The organism is Geminocystis sp. NIES-3708, assembly GCF_001548095.1.
GTDB lineage: Bacteria > Cyanobacteriota > Cyanobacteriia > Cyanobacteriales > Cyanobacteriaceae > Geminocystis.
In genome coordinates this window covers 471,685-493,822 of sequence record NZ_AP014815.1, presented here as the reverse complement: position 1 = coordinate 493,822, position 22,138 = coordinate 471,685, and the positions used below count along the sequence as shown (strand labels likewise).

Here is a 22,138-nt window from a genome sequence, read left to right as displayed (position 1 = left end):
AAGGGTCAAGAAAAGGTGGCTCTATTTATTAACTCTATTATAATCAGAAAACATTAAATTTGTCAACTTTTTTGAAATATTTTTTCGACTTATTTTTTCAGAGGAGAAATCATTAAAATTAATTAAATCTATATTAAAAGTTACAAGGAGAGAAAATAAACTTAGGAATAATTATTTATTCGTTATAAACTCCTGAATTAGTACGTTTTAAAAATGTCTTTAATCGTTCACTTTTTGGTGCAGAAAATAAATCTTCAGGTTTACCCATTTCCTCGATAATTCCTTCATTGAAAAATAACACTTTATTAGAAACCTCTCTTGCAAACTGCATTTCATGAGTAACGACTACCATTGTCATACCTTCTTCTGCTAATTGTTTCATGGTCGAAAGTACTTCTCCTACTAATTCAGGATCTAAAGCGCTAGTAGGCTCATCAAATAAAATAATCTCAGGTTGCATACACAAACTACGGGCGATCGCCACTCGTTGTTTTTGTCCTCCCGAAAGTTGCTCAGGATAAAAGTCAGATTTAGCAGATAAACCAACTTTTGCCAAATAATGTAACGCTTTTTCTTTGGCTTCATGAGTAGATTTTTTCAATACTTTTTGTGGTGCTAACATCAAATTTTGTAGAACTGTTAAGTGAGGAAATAAATTAAAATGTTGAAAAACCATACTTACTTTACTTCTCAACTGTCGTAAAGAAATTTCGCTAATTTTATGGGCAGACATATCAACTCCCATAACTTCTAAAGTTCCTGATGTAACAGTTTCAAGACGATTTAAACATCGAATAAAAGTGGTTTTGCCACAGCCAGAAGGACCGATTACCGAGACAACATCACCTTTATATAAAGCAATATTTACCCCTTTTAATACTTCTAAATTTCCAAAACTTTTATGTAAATTGTCACTAATAATTACTGGTATAGGTGAAGACATAATTATGTATATTTTTGATTATTTTGTAAAAGATTTTTGTATTGATAAAGTATTAATGAATTACTTGTAATATAGATAATTTTAATCTGAAAAAATGTGTTTTAGATAACAAAAGATCGTAATTTTTCAGGTCATAGTTAAAGTTGCGATTATTCTTAAGTAAATATTATTAATAGTACCGTAATGATCAAACACTTTCGACATCGATGGATTAAGCCCATTGTTTTGGGGTTACTAGCTTGTCTGACAATAATTTTGATAACTTTTAACCCCTTTACGGTGCAACCAGTCAAAAGTCAGTTAATTGCTTTCAAAGTAGGTACAGAACCAACTTTTCCTCCTTTTGAAATGCCGTCAGAAGATGGTAGCGGTTTGCAAGGTTTTGATATTGATTTAATGAAAGCCATCGGTAATGAAGTTGGGTTGACGGTGGAGTTTGAATCATTACCCTTTGATGGTATTATTCCTGCTTTACAATCAGGCACTCTCGATGGTGCAATTAGTGGTATGACAATTACTGCCGAAAGAGGACGAACTGTAGCATTTTCTAGTCCTTATTTTAAAGCAGGTTTAGCTATTGCCGTTCAAGAAAATAACGATAAAATTAACAGTTTTGACGATTTAACAGGGCGAAAAATTGCCGTACAAATAGGCACAACGGGAGCGATGGAAGCACAAAAAATCCCTAACGCCCAAATAGTCGCTTTTGATTCAGCAGTATTAGCTTTACAAGAGTTAGTCAACGGTAAAGTTGATGCAGTAGTCAATGATGGTCCTGTAACATTATTTGCTATAAAAGAAGCAGGATTACGAGGAGTAAAAGTTGTCGGAGAATTAGTCACAGAGGAGTTTTATGGCATCGCTTTACCCATGAATTCCGAAAAAGTAATGTTACTTAACTATGGCTTGTTCAAAATTTTACGTAACGGCACTTATAAGCAAATTTATCAAAAATGGTTCGCTGGTGAGCCTTTAGTATTACCTTTAATCGCACCCTCTTTAATCGGCACTACGTCTTCGGATTTTACAACAAATCCCCTCAGTGCTAGTAGTAATCAATCGGTATTAACTTTACTCATCCAAAGATTACCTCAAGGTGCAGTTGTCACCCTCACCTTAACGGCATTATCCATCTTTTTTGGCTTAATTGGCGGATCATTCGTCGCTTTTGGCTTAATTTCCGATAACAAATTCCTTAAAAATATTTTACGAGTTTATGTAGAATTTTTCAGAGGAACACCGATGCTAGTACAACTGTTTATTATTTATTTCGGTTTACCTGCTTTCTTTCAAGGTATTGGTTTACAGTGGAGTTTACAACGTCTTCCAGCCGCAGTTATTGCGTTAAGTTTAAATGTTGCCGCTTATCTCGCAGAAATTATTAGAGGAGGTATTCAATCCATAGATAAAGGTCAATGGGAAGCCTGTGAAGCATTGGGAATGAATCGATTACAAACCTTAAAAGAAGTAATTATGCCTCAAGCCTTTCGCCGAATTTTGCCCCCGTTAGGTAACGAGTTTATCACCCTCATTAAAGACACCAGTTTGGTTGCGGTAATCGGTTTTGCTGAATTATTCCGACAAGGGCAATTAATTGTAGCGACTACATTTCAAGCCTTTCAAGTTTATATTGCGGTGGCGTTAGTCTATCTAGTTTTAACAACCTTATCCTCTTTTGGATTTAAGTGGTTAGAACAAAAAATGGACCCTGTAGGACAAGCGAAAAGAAAAACAACACTAAGCAACTCTTTGTAAGCCGGGTAGCAGGAAGTCAAAGCAAACAACCAATTGAGCAATATCGCATCCCTTACACAGCATAAAGTAAAAAGAACAGAAGCCAATAGAATTTCATAGTTACCATGAAGTTGCAGTTAAAAATCACAAAATTGACAACAAAAGTTCAAATTATTTAATTTATCAATAAAAATGACTAATAAACTTAATTATCTCTTATTTTTATCTATTATCTTTAATTTAGGCTATTTTTTAGATGCAAATATGGCTCAAGCACAATCAATCATTGACTCTCAAAGGATGACTGATGATTCCCATAACAATTCCATGAGTCAAATTAATAGCGTTTCACAACTGCGAGATGTATCGCCTACGGATTGGGCATTTGAAGCCCTTAGAAGTCTTGTGGAGCGTTATGGTTGTATTGTCGGTTATCCTGACAGAACTTTTAGAGGTAATCAGGCTTTAAGTCGTTATGAATTTGCCGCAGGTTTGAATGCCTGTTTAAATACAATGGAAAGGTTAATACAAGAAGGCACAACGGTTATTAAAGAAGACTTAGAGAAATTAAAAACATTAGCTAAAGAATATCAACTAGAATTAGCAACCCTTAATACTAGAGTCAATAATTTAGAAAGTAGAATTGCCTTTTTAGAAGATAATAATTTTTCCCCCACCACCACTTTACGAGGGGAAAATATCATTGTTTTTTCGGGAGTTGGAGGTAATGAAACTGCGGCTCTTGGAGTTCCAAAAGGTACACCTATAACCGATGGACAAGTTACTGCTAATTATAGAACTCGTCTTGATTTCAACACCAGTTTTAGCGGTAAAGATTTGTTAAAAGTTCGTTTACAAATGGGTAATTTTTATTTTGCACGAGGAGGAAGTAATTTAACAGATTTTAACTTTAGTGCAGGAGGAGATAATAACACCGCTTTAAATAAAGTACAGTATAACTTTCCTGTAGGCGATCGCCTCAAGTTATTTTTAGCGGGAATTAAAATTACTCTCGATGACATTTCTGATCCTCTTTCTCCTTATACTTCGGATTTTGCCACAGGATCAGTAGCATTTTTTCCCAGTTTAGCACCAATTTACCTCATGAACGACTATGAAGGTCCGGGAGTAGGAGCTTACTATGACATCACCGATAAACTGAATTTAGGGTTTCTCTATTCTGCTCTCAATGGTAGTAATCCTGAAAGCGGAAATGGTTTATTTAACGGAAAATATAATATTGCGGCTCAATTAACTTACAAATTTGAGGGTAATACGGGAATTGCCTTCGCCTATGCCAGAGATTATAGTGGCACGGGAGATTTACAAGATTTTTCCCTCTTGGGTTATACAGGATTAAATAATACTGATGATCCTTTTGATAGTAACGCTGCATCTTCTGACCATTATGCCGTAATTGGGTCATGGCAGATCAACCCTCGTTTTAACGTTTCTGGTTGGGGAATGTACACCTATTCTAAAGCTGAAGGTGGACTGAGAAAGGGAGATTATGCTGATATTTGGAATTGGAAAGTAAGTTTAGCTTTTCCTGACTTATTAAAAGAGGGAAATTTAGGTGTTGTCAGTGTCGGAAGTCCTCCCTATGCGGCTACTTTAACTAATAAAAACAATATTTCTACCGATATTGTTGCTACTAAAGATACACCTTTTCTGATCGAAACATTTTATATGTTTAAATTAACAGACAATATATCAATAACTCCTGCTTTTTGGGTAGCTATTAACCCAGCAAATAACCGAGATCCTTTATATGTGGGTGCTTTGCGGACATCTTTTACTTTTTAATTTTGTTTGAAAACATAAGTAAAATAATATTTATTGAGGGCTTTAGCCCTTTTCTTTTTTTTGCGTGAATACTTGAAATAAATGATATTTACAAAAGATCAAAATAATACTTTGTTAATGTAAATAATAAAAAATTAAGGTTATAAACATAATTTAATTAGATGTAAGATAAACTATAATAGTGTGTATTTTAGTTTCATGTTTTAGGGAATATCTAAAAAAAATTAATTCTCTACAGAATGTTAATATTTTCAATGTCTTTTCAGACTATATTTTTCACATCCAGTGGATTTTAGTCTTAATATTCGTGATGCTTTATTGATTCAGAGATTTCTCAATTTAATCTCATAAAAACATTTTTCTAGTAAACCTTATTTATTTATTTTTACGACATTTTTCAGAACAATATTTAACTTCATCCCAACATTTTGCCCATTTTTTACGCCAAGTAAAAGACAATCCACAAACAGGACATATTTTAGTAGGAAAATCAGCTTTTTTAATATTTTTTGCCATTAAAATTAATTATTAGGGAAAAATTATCCTAAATTTTAAGGATAACATTATTTTTAATAAAATCTATATTTAATATTTTTAATCAAAATTAAACCAATTTTCAACCTCTTTCCAGCCTAACCCTTGGCGAATTACTGATGGTTTATCAGTGGAAAAATCAAGAATAGTAGAAACATCAAATCCTGGATTACTATAATCATCAATAATAATATCAACTTGTTTATCTAATTCATCAAATAAACGAAATTTTTCCCAATTTTCAGCAATAGAGTTTCCATCTTCATCTACAATATGAGCAGAAGTAGAAATAATAGGATTATCAAGAGATTGTAATAATGCTTGACACACGTTTTGATCTGGTACTCTAATTCCTGTAGTTTTACGTTTAGGAGACATTACTAATTTCGGTACTAACTTTGTTGTTGGTAATAAAAAAGTATAAGGACCTGGAATTAAACGTTTCATGATACGATAAGCATCATCACTGACAATGGCATATTCAGAAATATGAGATAAAGAAGAACAAAGAAAAGTTAATGGTTTATCATTAGATAAACGTTTTAAAGTTCTTACTCTTTCCACAGCAGATTTGACATTCATATCACAGCCGATAGCATAAACTGTATCTGTAGGATAAAGCATAATAGCTCCTTTTTTTAACGCTTTAGTAATTTGTTCAATATCACGAGATTGTGGGTTATCAGGATTTAATTCGTATAATGTAGCCATAATAGATAATGAATAATGAATAATAAATAATTGCTAATTGATTGTACCGTAAATGGAAAAAATAGCTTACTTACAATGTCCTACAGGTATCTCTGGCGATATGTTTTTAGGTGCATTGGTATCCCTTGATGTGCCTTTAGCATATCTGGAAAATGGTTTAAAAGGGTTAAATTTAGAAAAAGAATATCGATTAAAAGAAACAAAAGTCTTGAGACAAGGTCAAAGTGCCATTAAAATTAATGTTGAATTAACTCAACACCATCATCACCATCATCGTCACTTGGCTGACATTGAAAACCTAATCAATAATGGCAATTTGTCATCTAAAGTAAAAGCTAATAGTTTAGCTATTTTCCGACAATTAGCAGAAGCAGAAGGAAAGGTTCATGGCATTTTACCTCAAAAAGTTCATTTTCACGAAGTAGGTGCTGTGGATGCCATTATTGATATAGTCGGTACTTGTTTAGGCTTAGAATATCTTGACATTCAAACATTATATTGTTCCCCTTTGCCTACGGGAGGAGGTATAGTAAAAGCTGCTCACGGTGAATTACCCGTCCCCGTACCTGCCGTGCTAGAATTATTGCAGACTAGAGAAATTCCTATTTATAGTAACGGCATTGATAAAGAATTGGTTACTCCCACAGGAGCTGCAATAGCCACTACATTAGTAACAAATTTTGGACAACCACCGCAAATGACATTAAAAAAAATAGGATTAGGTGCTGGTAGTCATGATTTACCTATTCCCAATATTTTGCGTTTATGGTTAGGAGAAAGAGAATCATCTTCCTGTAGCGAAGAAATAGCAGTATTGGAAACTCAAATAGATGACACTAATCCACAAATTTTTGGCTATCTTTTTGAAGAATTATTAAAATTTGGTGCAAAAGATATTTTTACCCAAGCTGTCGGGATGAAAAAAAATCGCCCCGGAATTTTATTAACAGTCATTTGTGATTTAGACAAAATTGACATCTGCGAAACAATTATTTTTCGTGAAACTACCACCATTGGTATTCGTCGCCAAATTCAACACCGTTCAATTTTAGCCAGAGAAATTGAGATAATTAAAACAAAATATGGTGATATTAAAGTAAAAGTAGCAAAAAAAGAAGGAAAAGTGATCAATATTCAACCAGAGTATGAAGATTGTGTCACTATCGCCCGTCAATATAATATTCCTTTGAGTTTAATCACTTTAGAAACCCAACGTTGTTATTATCAAAATTCAATCTAAAATTCCGAACCAAGATAGGAGATAGAATAAATAAAGTATAATAATATTCAGTCGGGTTTAGTAGAGGAGTTGTGATCAAGTTTAAAGTTATCCGATTATTATTTTGTCTTTATGGTCAAATTGATTTAATATGAATACCTTGCACTTAATCCGCAAAACCTTTCAAGATTGGCAAAAAAAGGATAATCAAAACTCTAAATTTTGCGATTCTACTAAAGAGTCTAATAATACTTCTCATGGTGATGAAAATAAACCTGTAATATTAAAATGGGTTTGTAAAGTTCATACTCCGATAATGATACTATTATCGGTGACAAGTTTTACAGGCTCAGTTAGTTATCGTTTTTATAATCAACCAAAATTAGCTGTTGGCACAATTTCCCCTACAAAAATTGTTGCACCCCGTGATGCAGATTTTGTGGATTCTCACACAACAGAAGAATTGCGCAAAAAAACCCGTAGTGGTTTATTACCAATGTTAAAACAGGATGTAAGTTTGACATTAAAAATTCAAACAAGAATTGATAATAAACTCGAACAAATAGATAATCTTCGCAACCTAAATAAAAAAATTACTTTTGTTAATAGTAATTTTTTATCTTCCTCTAACCAAAAATATATTCATTCTCTACCATCATCTCAATGGCAAAAAATTCTTGTCAAAATTAAGACATCATCATTTTTTTCTGTTGATGAATCTTTATCATTAACCGAGAATGAAATTATTAAACAATTATTAACCTATAAAAAATTAGTTAACTCCAAAAATTTTGAAAATTTACTTAGTCAATTAGAACAAAATAGAAACATTTATCAAAGCTTTTCGAGTCAAATTGATCAGTTAAAAATTGGTAGTATTGAAGATGAAGAAAAAAGACTTCTATGGAATATTGACAATATAACTTGGCAAGAAGGAAAAAAAGAAATTAGTCAAACTGTCAGACAAATTTTAGCTGTAGGAATTTCTACAGGATTACCAGAAGACATTCAATTAAAAGCTACAGAAATTCATCTCGAAAATGACATTTCCCCTCGTATAAAAAATATAGCGGTAAACTTAATCACCAATAATTTAGAATCTAATCTTATCATTGACGAAGAAGAAACGAAAAGAAGAGCAGAAAAAGCCGCACAAGCGATACAACCAGTTGTTGTTACCATAGGTAAAGGTGAAGTGATTGTGGATGCTGGGGAGAAAATTACTCAAGAGGATTTTGTTTTATTAGACAATTTTGGCTTAAGTCGTAGAAGCATTAATTGGACTGGGATTGCAGGAACTGTTATTATTATTTCTATCTCCTTAGTAGGATTTATGACGATCACCAATCAAGTGAAAGGCAGATTACGAAGACGAGATCAATTTCTTTTGTGGTTATTAAGTTTATCTGTTCCAATCATAAGTATATTTGATGTAGGATACAATTCTTTACCCGCCCTAGGATTTCTTGTTAGTAGTTTTTATGGTCCAACGGTGGCTGTTACAAATCTTATCATCATGACGGGATTAACCCTTTTTCAAATGGAAATGATGGGATGGGAATATATCATTTCCTCTTTTGCGGGGGGTTTATTAGCTTCTTTTATGGCTAGTCGTCTTCATTCAAGGGAAGAATTAGCATTATTAGGTGCAGGAGTTGGCTTAACCCAAGGAAGTGTTTACTTTATCATTTATTTAATTGGTAGCACAGGGGCTGGGACTTTATGGTATGCTATCTTACCTGCAGCTATATGGCACGGAACAGTCGGCTTAACTTATAGTGTCTTAGCCTTGGGAATTTCCCCTTATTTGGAAAGATTTTTTGATTTAATTACCCCGATACGTCTAGCGGAATTATCTAACCCTAATCGCCCACTTTTAAAGCGATTAGCGACAGAAGCACCCGGCACTTTTCAGCATACTATGTTTGTTGCTAGTTTAGCTGAAGCAGCAGCTCGTAAACTTCATTGTAATGTCGAGTTAGTAAGGGCTGGAACACTCTACCATGATATAGGTAAAATGCACGATCCTCTCGGTTTTATCGAAAATCAGATGGGCGGACCAAATAAACATGATATGATTAACAATCCTTATAAAAGTGCAGAAATTATCAAAAAGCACGTCAGTGAAGGTATTATCATGGCAAAAAAATGTGGTTTACCTCAAGCCATTCAAGATTTTATTCCTCAACATCAAGGCACTTTATTAATCTCTTATTTTTACTATCAAGCTAAAACCCAAGTAGAAGGTGAAGGTAAAGATATTCATAACATTGATGAAACTCTTTTTTCCTATGACGGTCCAATTCCTCAATCGAGAGAAACTGGTATCGTTATGTTAGCTGATGGTTGTGAAGCTGCTTTACGATCGCTAAAAGAAGCAACACCAGATCAAGCTATGGCAATGGTTAACAAGATTTTTAAAGCCCGTTGGCGAGATCATCAATTAGATGAATCTGGCATTAAATATGAAGAATTACCTGTTATTGCGGAAGTATTTGTTAATATTTGGCAACAATTCAACCATCAGAGAATAACCTATCCCAAGGGAGCGTTAGAAATGAGAAGTAGTAGTAACAATTAATTATTAACTATTAGCTATACAGAATGATCTTATTTGAAGATAATTTGTTAATATTTTTAGTTAAAATTTAAGTGTCATTTTTTCTTTATCAATTATGAGTCCATCAAGCCTGTTTCAATTTATTATTGGTTTCTTTTTAGGTGTAATCTTATTTGGTGCGGGTATTGCAGGAGGTGCATATTTTTTCCTTACAAATGTTTCCGTAACTCCTTCTAAACATACTTTTGCGGAAGAAAAACCATCTTCTAATCAATCTAAAAAAGAAGTTTCTACCCCTGAAAATTCCCCTTCAAAAACCGAAGTAGAAAAACCTAAACCAGAAACGGAAGATTTACCGACAGGTGCTTATAAAGCCAGAGTGACATGGTCAACAGGCTTAAGCTTACGTTCTGAAGCCAATACAGATGCTGAAAGAATAGGAGGAGTTGACTACAACGCAGAATTAATTATTTTAAGTACCAGTAATGATAATCAATGGCAAAAAGTTCGTATTCCTAGTAGTGGACAAGAAGGATGGGTTAAGTCAGGAAATGTAGAAAAAATCAATTAATCTTGACATAAATCGACTTCCGAATACTTTGCTAAACTCTCTCAAAAACTTGTACTCATAGTCAGTCATCAAAAAAATACCTCTTTTCTTAATATAAATTACCAATTGTTAATAAACTCAATAGACGAAACTAAAGGTAAGATTAAGGAAAGGTAAATAAATATTTTTACATGATACTATCAGCACATCATCAAGTTCAAAAACAATCTTATTACCATTGTGACCTTGATACTATCTTTTTTCCCAATGGACTAACTTTAATACATCAACACATACCCTCTAGTTCGGTAGTGGTTGCTGATGTGTGGGTTAATGCAGGAGTAACCACCGAGCCTGAATCATGGTCTGGAATCTCTCATTTTTTAGAACATATGATCTTTAAAGGTTCAAAAAATATACTTCCGGGGGATTTTGATTATGTGGTAGAAAGTACAGGAGGTGTCGCTAATGCCGCTACAAGTTATGATTATACTCATTTTTTCTTAACCACTGCTCATCAATATTTACCAGATACTCTACCTTATTTAGCTGAAATTTTATTACAAGCAGAAATTTCTGATGAAGAATTTTATGTCGAAAGAGATGTTGTTTTAGAGGAAATTCGTTCTAGTTACGATGATTATGACTGGATAATTCTTCAAAGTATGGCTAGTAATATTTATCAAACTCATCCCTACCAAAGATCTGTATTAGGTGATGAATCATTATTACTGCAAAATACTCCTAATCAAATGCGATGTTATCATAAAACCTATTATCAACCAGAAAATATGACCGTTGTGTTAGTTGGTAATATCGATAAAGATACATCCATTTCTTTGGTAGAAAATTGTTTTCAAGATTTTTCTGTACGCTCAGAATGTCCGAATGTAAGTTTTGATAGTGAACCACCTATTATTGATGTACGTCGTCAAGAGTTATTTTTACCCCGACTCGAACAACCTCGATTAATTATGGGATGGCTTGGACCTGGTATTGAAAATTTAGAAGGGGCGATCGCCTTAGATATGTTATCTCTAATTTTAACAGGTGGCAGAACTTCAAGGCTAGTAAGGAAACTCAGAGAAGAAGAACATTTAGTCTTAGATATAACCTGTGACTTCTCCTTACAAAAACACTCTAGTTTATTTACCATTTCTGCATACTTATCAAGAAATAATCTGGAACAAATAGAAATGATAATTAGAGACAATATTTACAAGCTACAAAAAGAACCTATTACCGCTAATGAGTTAACAAACTGTCAACGCACTTTATGTCATGACTATATTTTTTCAACAGAAACTCCCGAACAATTGGCAGGATTATATGGTTATTATCAAATTCTTCAAAAGGCAGATCTAGCTTTAAAATATCCTTATATTGTCAAACAATTAACGGTAGAAAAATTACAGGCTTATGCTTGTCAATATCTTTCCCCTGAATATTATGCGGTTTGTCAAATTAAATCTTGTTAAATTTATTTTACATTTTCAAAATAAATAGCATTCGTGTAAGATCTTAATGTAAGTATTTTAGGTTATTTACTCAAACAGGAGAAATAAGAGATATTATTGTAAATAAGACTTATTAGAAAAACTGGCTTACCGTGCTATCATCACTCATCGCAGATTTTAAAATCATATTTGAACGAGATCCTGCTGCCCGTAATTGGTTGGAGGTTATACTCTGCTACCCCGGTTTACAAGCATTAGTTCTTCATCGTTTTTCCCATAAATTATATAATTTAGGTTTACCTTTGATACCCCGTTTAATGTCCCATATCGGCAGATTTTTTACAGGTATTGAAATCCATCCCGGTGCAACTATTGGCAAAGGAGTTTTTATTGATCACGGTATGGGTGTAGTAATCGGAGAAACAGCCATTATCGGTGATTATTGTTTAATTTATCAAGGTGTTACTCTTGGTGGCACGGGAAAACAAAGTGGGAAACGTCATCCTAGCCTCGGCGAAAATGTAGTGGTTGGTGCTGGTGCTAAAGTTTTAGGTAACATATTTATCGGTCATGATGTACGCATTGGTGCAGGATCTGTGGTTTTAAAAGATGTTCCTGCTGATTGTACTGTTGTAGGCATTCCTGGTAGAGTAGTTTATCGTTCTGGGGAAAAAGTTGATCCTCTTGACCATAGTAATTTACCAGACTCTGAAGCTACCGTCATTAGAACTTTATTAGATCGTATTGAGCAATTAGAAAAACAAGTTGTCGAGTTACAACAACAATCTTTAGAAAAACAATATTATAAGTTCTAAATAATTGTGATTATATTAAATGTACCGAGTATTGCCTGTGAAGTTTGTGCGAAAACTATCACTACCGTTCTTAAAAATATAGATTCTGAAGCAAAGGTTCATATTGATGTTAACACTAAAATTGTTCAAATCAATACCACTCAAGCTCTTGATATTATCGAACAAGCTATCATCGAAGCAGGACACACAATTGATAATTAATAATTAATAATTAATATCTGACTTCGATAAATCATTGATGAAACAGAAAATACTGTGCTTAACTGCTATTAATTTAATAAGTTTTACCTTTCCTGTTAATGCTTTAAATGAATCTTTATCAGAAACAGGAATAGATGTTCTGAGACTACAACAAGCACCTTATAATCTACAAGGACGTAAGATTAGTATAGGTCAAGTAGAAATTGGGAGACCGAAAAAATTTGCCCTAGATAAACTTAACCCTTTACACAAAAAATTACCTATAGCTCGTTTATTTTACCGTAACGAACCAGCACAACCAAATACGAATATTGATAATCATGCTATGATGGTTGCATCTATTATGATAAGTAACCACAAAGGCTTAAGGGGAATTGCCCCAAGCGCGAAGTTATACTCAGGTGCTGTGGGATCACTTAAAAGTGCAGGACAACCAGAAGAATGTCTTACTACTCAAAATATTGCCTTGCAAAATAGCGGTAATGTAAGGGCAATTAATTTAAGTTTCGGAGAATCTTTAGCTAGAGATGATAGAGAAACACCACAATTGGACGGTAATGCTTTATTAACTCAGTGTTTAGATTGGTCTGCAAGAGTTCATAATGTTGTTTATGTGGTGGCAGGAAATCAAGGTAGAGGTGGAATTCCCATTCCCACGGATAACTATAATGGCATCACCACCGCTTATAGTATGCGAAAAGATGGTTTTTTTAGTAAAGTTGATTTTGCTAATTTAAGCCTGTCTCCCATGGGTATTGGTAAGGCTCTAATTCGACAAGAAATAAATGTCGGAGCTAGACGTAGTGTTACTTTACTTGCTCCCGGAAATAAAATTAATGTTTATAATGTCGATGGCATAGTTGAACAAGTTACAGGAAGTAGCTTTGCTGCACCTCACATAACTGGTTCTATAGCTCTATTATTAGAGGCAGGAAATAATTTTTTACAACAAAATCCGACAAGTTGGACAAAAGATTATCAAAATCATGAAGTTATCAAGGCTATTTTACTTAATTCTGCGGATAAACTTAAAGATAATGGTGATGGAAATTTACTAGGAATGACTCGTAATGTTTTCACTCAAAATAATAAAACATGGTTAGAAAGTGATGCTTATTTAAACCCTGAAATTCCTTTAGATATGCAAATGGGAACAGGACATTTGAATACGATGAGAGCTTATAAACAATTAAAATCTGGACAATATAATTATAAAGAAAAAGTATCTAATATAGGCTGGAACTATAGCAAAATTGAGATAAAAGATAGTCACGATTATATGATTCAAAAACCATTAAAAGCCAATAGTTATATTTCTATTACTTTAACATGGGATCGCCTTGTGGAATTAAATGATCAAAATAATAACCAAGAATATGATATAGGTGAAAATTTTATTAATAAAGGTTTAAATAATTTAGATTTAGAGTTAATTTCTAATAATAATGGGGAAAAAATAATTTGTTCATCGGTGAGTAAAGTTGATAGTGTGGAACATATTTTCTGCCCTATTTCTGAAACGGGAGAATATAAAATTAGGGTAAAATTTACCAATCAAGTTCATCAAGGAATTCAATCCTATGGTTTAGCTTGGCAAAGTCAAGTCGGACTTTAAAAAAAATCAAGAATTATCTATTTTAAGTTTTATAGTATTTATTAATCCTTTTTTTTGAAGAGTTTAAACAAAAAATATACGATTAATGTTAAAGAATGAAAAGTATTTTTTACAACTAAATTAAACTATTTTTCAGTAGCAATAATATGTAAATCAATTTGTTTTTTGCCAATCAATTTCATCAACTTTTGAGTAAAAGAACCTTTAAAAAACTGTTTCCAAAAAGATTGTTGACTCTCACCAATAACAATTTGAGTAATGTTTTCCCTTTCAGCAACTTCGGCGATCGCATTAGGAACATCATAACTTTGAACCCGTAAAAAATGTCCACCAAAATCGTGACAAAGTTGCTGACAAGTTTCAATATGTAGAGTTTCGATTTTAGAGAGAAAACGATCTGGATGAGCGACAAAAAGAACAAATAAAGAAACATTCATATAGTTAGCTAATCTTGCACCTCTGCGCAATAGACGTACAGAATTGGGATAAGTAGAGATACACACTAAAACTCGTTCTTGAATAGGATAAAAAATACTTGAAGATAAAGATTCTTGTGCTTCTTCTTCCACAGTATTCGCAACTTCTCTTAAAGCTAATTCTCTTAAAGCGATTAAATTTTTACGTTGGAAAAAGTTTGCCAAAGATTGCTGAATTTTGTCTGGGGCATAAATTTTGCCATCTAATAATCTTTGTTCAAGGGTTTCCGCCGTTACATCAATCACCACAACCTCATCAGCCTCTTCTAAAAGACGATCAGGAATACGTTCTCTAACAATTACACCAGTAATTCTAGCAACTAAATCATTTAAACTTTCTAAATGTTGGATATTGACGGTGGAATAAACATTAATCCCCACACTCAAAATTTCTTCAACATCTTGATAACGTTTTGGATGTAGGGAATTTGGTATATTAGTATGAGCTAATTCATCAATCAAAACTAATTGAGGAAAACGCTCGATAATAGCCTGTGTGTCCATTTCTGTCAACGTTAAATTTCCTTGATTAATGGATTGACGAGGGATAATTTCTAAACCATCAGCTTGTAATAAAGTTTCTTGACGATTATGGGTTTCTAGTAAGCCAATAACAACATCAATACCTTCTTTTTTTAAGTTTTTGGCTTCTTGTAACATTCTATAGGTTTTGCCCACACCCGCAGCCATACCTATAAAGATTTTATGTCGTCCACGTTTTTCAGTCATAATTATGTAATTATATACAATATCTCTTTGCAGCTTTGTGCCTTTGCGAGATATTTTTATCCATAAAAAACACAAAGCCTAAAAATATAATTTACTGATATTTTTCGAGAAAATCTAAAGCCTGATTGCGTAACTCATAATATTCGGATGTTTCTCTTAGCTCATGAGCATTTCTGGGGCGAGGCAACGAAATATCGAGAATTTTACCGATCGTAGCATTGGGGCCATTACTCATCATTACCACTTTATCCGACATAAAAATAGCCTCATCCACATCATGGGTAATCATCATTACGGCTTGGCGATGATTTTCCCAAATATCGATGACTTGTTGTTGTAACTTCGGACGAGTTAAAGCATCTAATGCTCCAAAAGGTTCATCTAATAATAGTAATTTAGGACGTGTAGCTAAAGCACGAGCTACTCCTACTCTTTGTTTCATACCGCCTGAAAGTTCATGGGGATATTTATCCGCCGCCGTCATTAAATTCACCATTTGAATATGCTCATCCACGATCGCCATTTTTTCAGCTTTATTAGCTGTTTTAAATACTTCATCTACTGCCAATCGAATATTCTCCCTGACTGTCAACCAAGGAAGTAAAGCATAGCCTTGAAACACCATCATGCGATCGGCACCGGGTTTACGAATCTTTTTACCTTCTAAGGTTACAATTCCAGAGGTTGGCTTTTCTAAACCAGCGACAATCCGCACTAAAGTGGATTTACCGCAACCTGAATGACCGATGACAGATACATATTCTTGTCGTCCTACTGTCATATCAATTCCGTTTAAAACAACAAAATCACTGCCGTCAGGTTTTTTGAAGGCTTTAACGACTTTTTCAACTACTAAAAAATCTTCTGAGTTGGTTTTGGGGGATTTAACTTGATTTTCTGTTGGGAATACCATATTTACTCCTAATTATTTATGTTTGATTATTGGGGTAATTTTTTCTCGCAAAGGCACAAAGAAAGAAAGGCACAAAAGGATTTTAAATCTAACCAAAAATTTGAGGACTATTGGCACGAATGTCAAAACTGTTAATATAGCCGATGGGATCACTAGAATCAAAGGATTTACCGTCAATAAAAGCCTCTCCTGAAACTACTTTATGATCTTCCTTGGGACATTTAATCCCCATTTCTTCTGCTATGTCTCGATATAATTTAGTTTGCCATCCCTGACTAACGATTTCCTCCGCATTTTTCGGAAATTCGGGAATTTGTCCCCATCGTGTGGCTTGAGTCATTAACCAAAAACTATCTGATTGCCAAAGGAAAGTTGAATGATCATTTTCAACGGTAGAAACTTCTGGAGGTATATCAAAAAATAGAGTTGTTTCTAAACTTTTTTTGATGCGAGGTTGATCATCGAATCCCCCATAGTTGAAGTTACCCACAATACCGGGTTCAGTATATTTAGTCTTCGCACCTGTAAACGATCGTTGTGAGATAATTTTAGCAACTTCTTCTCGATTTTCTTGTTTACTACAATATTGACAGGCTTCAATCATGGCTTTAACTAATGAGCGATACGTTTTGGGGTTTTCCTTAATGAAGGATTCTTGTACTGCTAAGAGTCGATCGGGATGTCCTCGCCATATTTCCCGCCCTTGGGCAAAGGTAAAACCAATACCCTCGTTACCACTAATTGCTCTGGTATTCCAAGGTTCGGCTACCATGTAGGCTTGCATTGCACCTATTCTCATGTTACTTACCATTTGAGGAGGAGGAGTAATAATTATTCGTAATTCGTCAATGGGATTTAAACCAACGGAAGCCACCAGATAACGGACAAAATAGTCATAAATAGCAGAACTTAGCACCACCGCCCAAACTCTCTCATTTTGGGGTGATTTTTGCCAAAAATTCCGTAAATCTTGACCAAAAGCATCTAAATTCCCATTATAAGTATTCCAAGGTCTTATTTCCCCTTCCCATAGTTTACGATTCATCGTCAGAGCGTTACCATGACGGTGTATTGTCATCGCCGCACAAAGAGGAAATTTTCTTGCCCCTTCTGCCCCTAATCTGGCATTCATAACTGCCCCTGAAACCACAGGGGAAGCGTCTAATCTGCCGAAAATAATCCCATCTCTGGAATTTGCCCAACTTGCTTCTCTGCTCAAAGTGACGTTTAAGCCATATTTGCGAAAAAATCCTTTTTCCCAGGCGATCGCAAAGGGTGCGCAGTCGTTAACGGGTACAAAACCAACGGTTAAATTCGGTTTTTCCAAGGTTTCAGGTTTGATAATTGGCTCTACCGCTAAAGCACTGTCAGGGATATTTCTAGGTTGTTTGCCCTGTTGATGAGTACAACCGTAAAATGCGATTGCTCCTGCTGTTGCGCCTATTCCTTGTAAAAAGAATCTTCGATTTTGATATTTACTCATCTTTTTAACCTCTTGCCGGGCGATGGGTGATCATAACTTGTAGTTGAGCTAGGGCATAATCAAGAATTAACCCTGTCAATCCAATGACAAATACCGCCAAAAATACGGAACTAACATTGAGGCGATTCCACTCATCCCAAACGAAAAAGCCAATACCAACACCCCCTGTGAGCATTTCTACCGCTACAATTACTAACCAAGCAATACCTAAACTAATCCTTAAACCAGTGAAAATATAAGGCAAACTGGCAGGAAGTACCACTTTAAATAATTGCTTCCAACGGGGCATCTCTAAAACATCTGCAACTTCTAAGTATTCTTTAGGAATATTCATCACTCCTTCGGCAGTATTCATAATAGTTGACCACAAAGAAGTTATAAAAATTACAAAAATAGCTGAAGGTTCGGCAGAATTGAAAATAGCTAGGGCAATGGGTAGCCAGACAAGAGGGGAAACTGGTTTAAATACTTGAATAATCGGATTGATAATTTGCCATGCAGTGTGATTCATTCCAATTAAAAATCCCACAGGAATAGCTACGATCGCACCTAATAAAAAACCGATCAAAACACGGCGCAAGCTAGCTAATAATAACCATCCTAAACCCAAATCACCAGGCCCTCGACGGTAAAAAGGATTTAAAATAAAATCGAGATTTTTTGCTAATGCTTCTGGAGGAGTTGGCATCATTTCCCCACGAAATAAGGCGATAATCCACCAAAGAGCAATAACACCAACAAAACCGATAATTGGTAATAAGAAGTTAGAATTTGTGAAAAAATTGAGAAACTTATTTTTCTTTGCTTTCATAAAAATTAAAAATTATGATTGATTTTTGCTCAATACAGCTAACTTTTTTCTTTCAAAATATATGATCTTCTTACCCTCTCAAATTAAGAAGAGAGAGAAAGCAAAATTTAGCTAAGAAGTTAGTAAATAATTGAAATAGAAATATCTGAAGCGTTTTTTCAATGTTTAAAAGCCGCTTTTTATTAATTACTATAAAATTATTTACACGGAATATAGGTTAGGAAAATACTTTTTTTAAGAAGTAAATTCTTCTAGTTTTCGGACAACAAAATATCAAGTTTTTGTCCTTGAAGTACTATGCAGAAAGTAGTTGAAAAAAATTTTTTGTTAAAAAGAATTCATACAATTAGTTAAACCCCAAAATTCAGTAAAGGTAATCAAATGTAGAGATTTGTCAAAGTCGGAATACCTAAATGAAATTGAGCTAGGAAAAATGCTCATTCTTTAGTCTCCTCTCAATGCCTACGAAGTTAGCTGACGGGCTAGGACTGAGAGATGTCCTTCTTTACTGTTAAAGTAATGATACGCCCCTAAATTGGTTCCCCCGTTTCCGTTTCATCAAATTAATTGATATTTTGGAATTAGGCTGACTCACTCTAAAAATAAATTCTATCCTATTCGTTAAGTTTTTAGTGTGATGAGAAAAACAAAATTAGATTAATTTATCTCGCAAAGACGTTCATGTTAAGTAGTTATACAAAATTAATTGTATAGAGGCAATGGGTTTAAATTCATTGTTACAATAGCTTCGAGAAAAATACAATGCACAATCACTTCTAGTTACTCACTTATTAAAGATGTAAAAGAAATTTTTAGTTTTTTTGCAAACGCATCATAATAACAATACTAGGATGCGTCTAATTTGATTATTAAAAGTAGGCAATGAGTAAGAGTTTTTGTCATTTTCTACTAATTTTAAAATATTGAAGTTAAATAGGTTTTAGCTCAATTACTTTTTGGATTTTTGAGGCACATTTAGATTACTGAACCAACCTTTACGCCAAAAAAAGAAAATCATTGCCCCTCCAACTACTAACATCACTGCCCAAGTAAATACATAACCCCAATACCAGTTTAACTCTGGCATATTAAAAGGCGATTTATCAGGATTAAAATTCATTCCATAAATTCCAGCAATAAAGGTTAAAGGGATAAAAACACTGGAGATAACTGTCAGAGTTTTCATAATCTCGTTCATGCGGTTGCTCACAGAAGAAAGATAAATATCAGTTAAGTTGGAAGCTAAATCCCGATAAGTTTCTACCATATCCAGAATTTGAATGATGTGATCATAACAATCCCGTAAAAAAACTTGTACCTCTTCAGAAATTAACTCATTTCCATCTCTTAGTAAAGAATTAAGAGCATCTCGCAAAGGCCAGACAGCACGGCGTACAAGGAGTAAATCTTGTTGCAGTTGATGAATTTTAGTCAAGGATTGGTGACTAGGATAAGTGACGACTTCATTTTGTAATGACTGCACAAATTCACCATATACTTCCATTACAGGAAAAAATCCATCAATAACAGCATCAATCAGGGTATAGAATAAATAATCAACTCCCTTTTGCCGAATTATTCCTTTATTATTGCGAATCCGTTCTCTAACTCCTCCTAAACAATCGTATTTTGGTTCTTCTTGTATTGTGAGTACATAATGTTTTCCTAGCACAAAACTAATTTGTTCGCTGACGAAAAAATTAGAGCGTTGATCTAGAGTTACCATGCGAGAAATTAGAACTAAATGTTCTTTATATTCCACTACTTTAGGACGTTGAGGAACATTAACAATATCTTCGAGGGCGATGGGATGGAGATTAAATACTTGACTTAAATGCTTCCAAGTAATTTCATCACCTAAACCATCAAGATTAATCCATGAAACTGACTCGGTATCGAGATAAGCCCAACAGTCTAAGGGATTTTTTAATTCTCTGCGAATGGCTTGATTTTCATTATAGTCAATGAGAGTAATTTTAGGGGCGATCGCATTAGAATTAAATTGAAGAGTACCCGGAATGTTGTTAATAGAATTATTAAAGTAGTTGAAATTAGATGCTAGATTGGAAGGGCGAAAATGACTCATAAATAGTAAGTAAGGTAATAGATAAAATAATTAGGACTAAAACCTTTACTATAACGTCAGTTCGATAGAAGACAATAGTTTCCAAGTCTTAATTTATACGAGCTTATATTTTTGACTGTTTGTGACTACTTTACAAGTCCAGGTAATAGCAATTAGAATAGGTATAAAATTTTATTGATAAAAATTATAGTTTATTTAGTTCAATATTGAGTTTAAGAACATTGACACAGGGTTCACCAAAAACGCCTAAAAATCTCCCTTCTGTAGCTTTATTTATTAATAATTCAACTTTATTTGGATCTAAATTTCTAGCAGTGGCAACTCTATTAATTTGATTTTGAGCGGATTCGATACTGATATGGGGATCTAATCCTGAGCCTGAAGTGTAAACTAAATCGGCAGTAGGGTTAATATTAGCTTGTTGAAGTTTCGTAATTTCTGTTTGAATATTCGTGACTAAATCGGGGTTACTGGGGGCTAAATTACTGGCACCAGAAACTCCAGTATTACCAGCATTTTCCCCAGTACTATAATCAATGGTACTAGCGCGACTCCAAAAATATTTATCAGACTGAAAAGGTTGACCAATTAAACTAGAACCAATAATATTACCTTGATCATTTTTAATTAAACTACCATTAGCTTGAAAAGGCACAATTAATTGTCCAAAAAGTAAGATAAGTAAAGGGTAAATAACCGCCGTAATAATCCATAAAATGAAAGTAGAACGAATAGCTTTAGAAAAGTCTCTAACTGAAATCATGGGAAAAATTTCTCCTGTAAAAAAATAAGTATAAAAAACTAATTATTAATCATTTCAAAACAAGCAAAATAATTTAATTTAAGTATTTAAAGGGCGTAACATTTCCGATACTTTAATTTCAGTTTCAGGAAAATTTAAAGGTATGATCGACTCTTGATCACTTAAAATAATGGTAGTTTGATAGTCTTGACTGTTAGATTCTCGATAAACATAGAGTTGACGTTGTTTGAGATCTAATACCCAATATTCAGGTATATTTGCACTAGCGTATAGTTGACGTTTAATTTCCAAGTCAGTTTTTAAAGTCGTGTCGGCAATTTCGATGATTAAATAAACTTCCGTAGCTAAGGGGTGTCGATCGTCGTAATCGAAAGGATCATACTTTACGATGGCAATATCTGGTTCAGGTTCGGAGAAATCGTTAACAATAATCGGTAATTGTAGTCTAATTAAAATTTTATTTAACTGATTATTTAACAAACGATTGGTGCGAGTAATAGCGGCGGCGTGAAAACTTCCTTGGGGTGACATAGTAATAATTTGTCCGTTAATTAATTCTACCTTTTCGTCATGGGTTAGAATACCGACTTCTGCCATGAGATTATATTCTCTGATGGTTAAAAGTCTCAAGGATAAGAAATTTTCGTTATTGGTGGAGGGAGTTTCGGTGATTAGCATATTCATATTTAGATTATAAATAGTATAAAAAATTATAGTTTTTTTTCACGCAAA

At 33.8% G+C, this 22,138-nt stretch carries 19 protein-coding genes and 1 riboswitch; of the genes, 9 read left to right on the top strand and 10 right to left on the bottom strand.

The features are described from left to right. Positions 1–175: 175 nt before the first annotated feature. The gene (locus GM3708_RS02070) at positions 176–943 is read right to left on the bottom strand and encodes an amino acid ABC transporter ATP-binding protein (protein ID WP_066343747.1); all 768 of its coding nucleotides are present in this window, start codon (positions 941–943) and stop codon (positions 176–178) included. Positions 944–1,126: 183 nt separating this feature from the next. Here GM3708_RS02070 and GM3708_RS02065 point away from each other — a divergent pair, with 183 nt between their 5' ends. After that, positions 1,127–2,698, top strand: a complete 1,572-nt coding sequence (locus tag GM3708_RS02065) for an ABC transporter permease subunit (protein ID WP_066343746.1) — start codon at positions 1,127–1,129, stop codon at positions 2,696–2,698. A 171-nt stretch (positions 2,699–2,869) separates the two neighbouring features. Beyond that, on the top strand, positions 2,870–4,483 hold the full coding sequence (locus GM3708_RS02060) for an iron uptake porin (protein ID WP_066343744.1): 1,614 nt from the start codon (positions 2,870–2,872) through the stop codon (positions 4,481–4,483). A gap of 375 nt (positions 4,484–4,858) precedes the next feature. Here the strand turns inward: GM3708_RS02060 and GM3708_RS17735 are convergent, their stop codons facing one another. Then, the gene (locus tag GM3708_RS17735) at positions 4,859–4,999 is read right to left on the bottom strand and encodes a DUF2256 domain-containing protein (RefSeq protein WP_071827563.1); all 141 of its coding nucleotides are present in this window, start codon (positions 4,997–4,999) and stop codon (positions 4,859–4,861) included. Between the two features lie 78 nt (positions 5,000–5,077). Next, positions 5,078–5,728 (bottom strand): L-threonylcarbamoyladenylate synthase, encoded by a 651-nt coding sequence (locus GM3708_RS02055; RefSeq protein ID WP_066343742.1) that lies wholly within the window; start codon positions 5,726–5,728, stop codon positions 5,078–5,080. Positions 5,729–5,780: 52 nt separating this feature from the next. Between GM3708_RS02055 and larC the strand changes: the two genes are divergently transcribed. The 7 genes from larC to GM3708_RS02020 all read left to right on the top strand — a co-directional run bounded on the left by larC (position 5,781) and on the right by GM3708_RS02020 (position 14,145). Further along, positions 5,781–6,968 carry a nickel pincer cofactor biosynthesis protein LarC gene (larC, locus tag GM3708_RS02050; RefSeq protein WP_066343740.1) on the top strand — a complete coding sequence of 396 codons (1,188 nt, stop codon included), beginning with the start codon at positions 5,781–5,783 and terminating at the stop codon, positions 6,966–6,968. Between the two features lie 130 nt (positions 6,969–7,098). Then, entirely contained in the window at positions 7,099–9,528 is a 2,430-nt protein-coding gene (locus GM3708_RS02045) for an HD family phosphohydrolase (protein WP_066343738.1), read from the top strand. A 94-nt stretch (positions 9,529–9,622) separates the two neighbouring features. Beyond that, positions 9,623–10,078 carry an SH3 domain-containing protein gene (locus tag GM3708_RS02040; protein ID WP_066343736.1) on the top strand — a complete coding sequence of 152 codons (456 nt, stop codon included), beginning with the start codon at positions 9,623–9,625 and terminating at the stop codon, positions 10,076–10,078. A gap of 170 nt (positions 10,079–10,248) precedes the next feature. Next, positions 10,249–11,535: a pitrilysin family protein gene (locus GM3708_RS02035; RefSeq protein WP_066343735.1), complete on the top strand. Its 1,287-nt coding sequence runs from the start codon at positions 10,249–10,251 to the stop codon at positions 11,533–11,535. A gap of 131 nt (positions 11,536–11,666) precedes the next feature. Continuing rightward, entirely contained in the window at positions 11,667–12,329 is a 663-nt protein-coding gene (gene cysE / locus GM3708_RS02030) for a serine O-acetyltransferase (protein ID WP_066343733.1), read from the top strand. Positions 12,330–12,335: 6 nt separating this feature from the next. Further along, positions 12,336–12,530, top strand: a complete 195-nt coding sequence (locus tag GM3708_RS02025) for a heavy-metal-associated domain-containing protein (protein WP_231933029.1) — start codon at positions 12,336–12,338, stop codon at positions 12,528–12,530. A 37-nt stretch (positions 12,531–12,567) separates the two neighbouring features. Next, positions 12,568–14,145: a S8 family serine peptidase gene (locus GM3708_RS02020; RefSeq protein ID WP_066343729.1), complete on the top strand. Its 1,578-nt coding sequence runs from the start codon at positions 12,568–12,570 to the stop codon at positions 14,143–14,145. A 125-nt stretch (positions 14,146–14,270) separates the two neighbouring features. Here the strand turns inward: GM3708_RS02020 and GM3708_RS02015 are convergent, their stop codons facing one another. The 7 genes from GM3708_RS02015 to GM3708_RS01985 form a co-directional block, all read right to left on the bottom strand. Next, a complete protein-coding gene (locus GM3708_RS02015; RefSeq protein ID WP_066343728.1) occupies positions 14,271–15,350 on the bottom strand; it encodes a histidine kinase in 1,080 nt (359 codons plus the stop codon). 91 nt (positions 15,351–15,441) lie between these two features. After that, positions 15,442–16,263 carry an ABC transporter ATP-binding protein gene (locus GM3708_RS02010; RefSeq protein ID WP_066343726.1) on the bottom strand — a complete coding sequence of 274 codons (822 nt, stop codon included), beginning with the start codon at positions 16,261–16,263 and terminating at the stop codon, positions 15,442–15,444. 88 nt (positions 16,264–16,351) lie between these two features. Further along, entirely contained in the window at positions 16,352–17,746 is a 1,395-nt protein-coding gene (locus GM3708_RS02005) for a CmpA/NrtA family ABC transporter substrate-binding protein (protein ID WP_066343725.1), read from the bottom strand. A gap of 4 nt (positions 17,747–17,750) precedes the next feature. Continuing rightward, on the bottom strand, positions 17,751–18,557 hold the full coding sequence (ntrB, locus tag GM3708_RS02000) for a nitrate ABC transporter permease (RefSeq protein WP_066343720.1): 807 nt from the start codon (positions 18,555–18,557) through the stop codon (positions 17,751–17,753). Positions 18,558–19,001: 444 nt separating this feature from the next. Beyond that, positions 19,002–19,155: riboswitch (cyclic di-AMP (ydaO/yuaA leader) on the bottom strand. Between the two features lie 351 nt (positions 19,156–19,506). Further along, positions 19,507–20,643: a magnesium/cobalt transporter CorA gene (gene corA, locus GM3708_RS01995; protein WP_066343716.1), complete on the bottom strand. Its 1,137-nt coding sequence runs from the start codon at positions 20,641–20,643 to the stop codon at positions 19,507–19,509. 184 nt (positions 20,644–20,827) lie between these two features. Continuing rightward, positions 20,828–21,406, bottom strand: a complete 579-nt coding sequence (gene kdpC, locus GM3708_RS01990) for a K(+)-transporting ATPase subunit C (protein ID WP_066343714.1) — start codon at positions 21,404–21,406, stop codon at positions 20,828–20,830. 78 nt (positions 21,407–21,484) lie between these two features. After that, entirely contained in the window at positions 21,485–22,084 is a 600-nt protein-coding gene (locus GM3708_RS01985; protein ID WP_231933027.1) for a Uma2 family endonuclease, read from the bottom strand. Positions 22,085–22,138 lie beyond the last annotated feature (54 nt).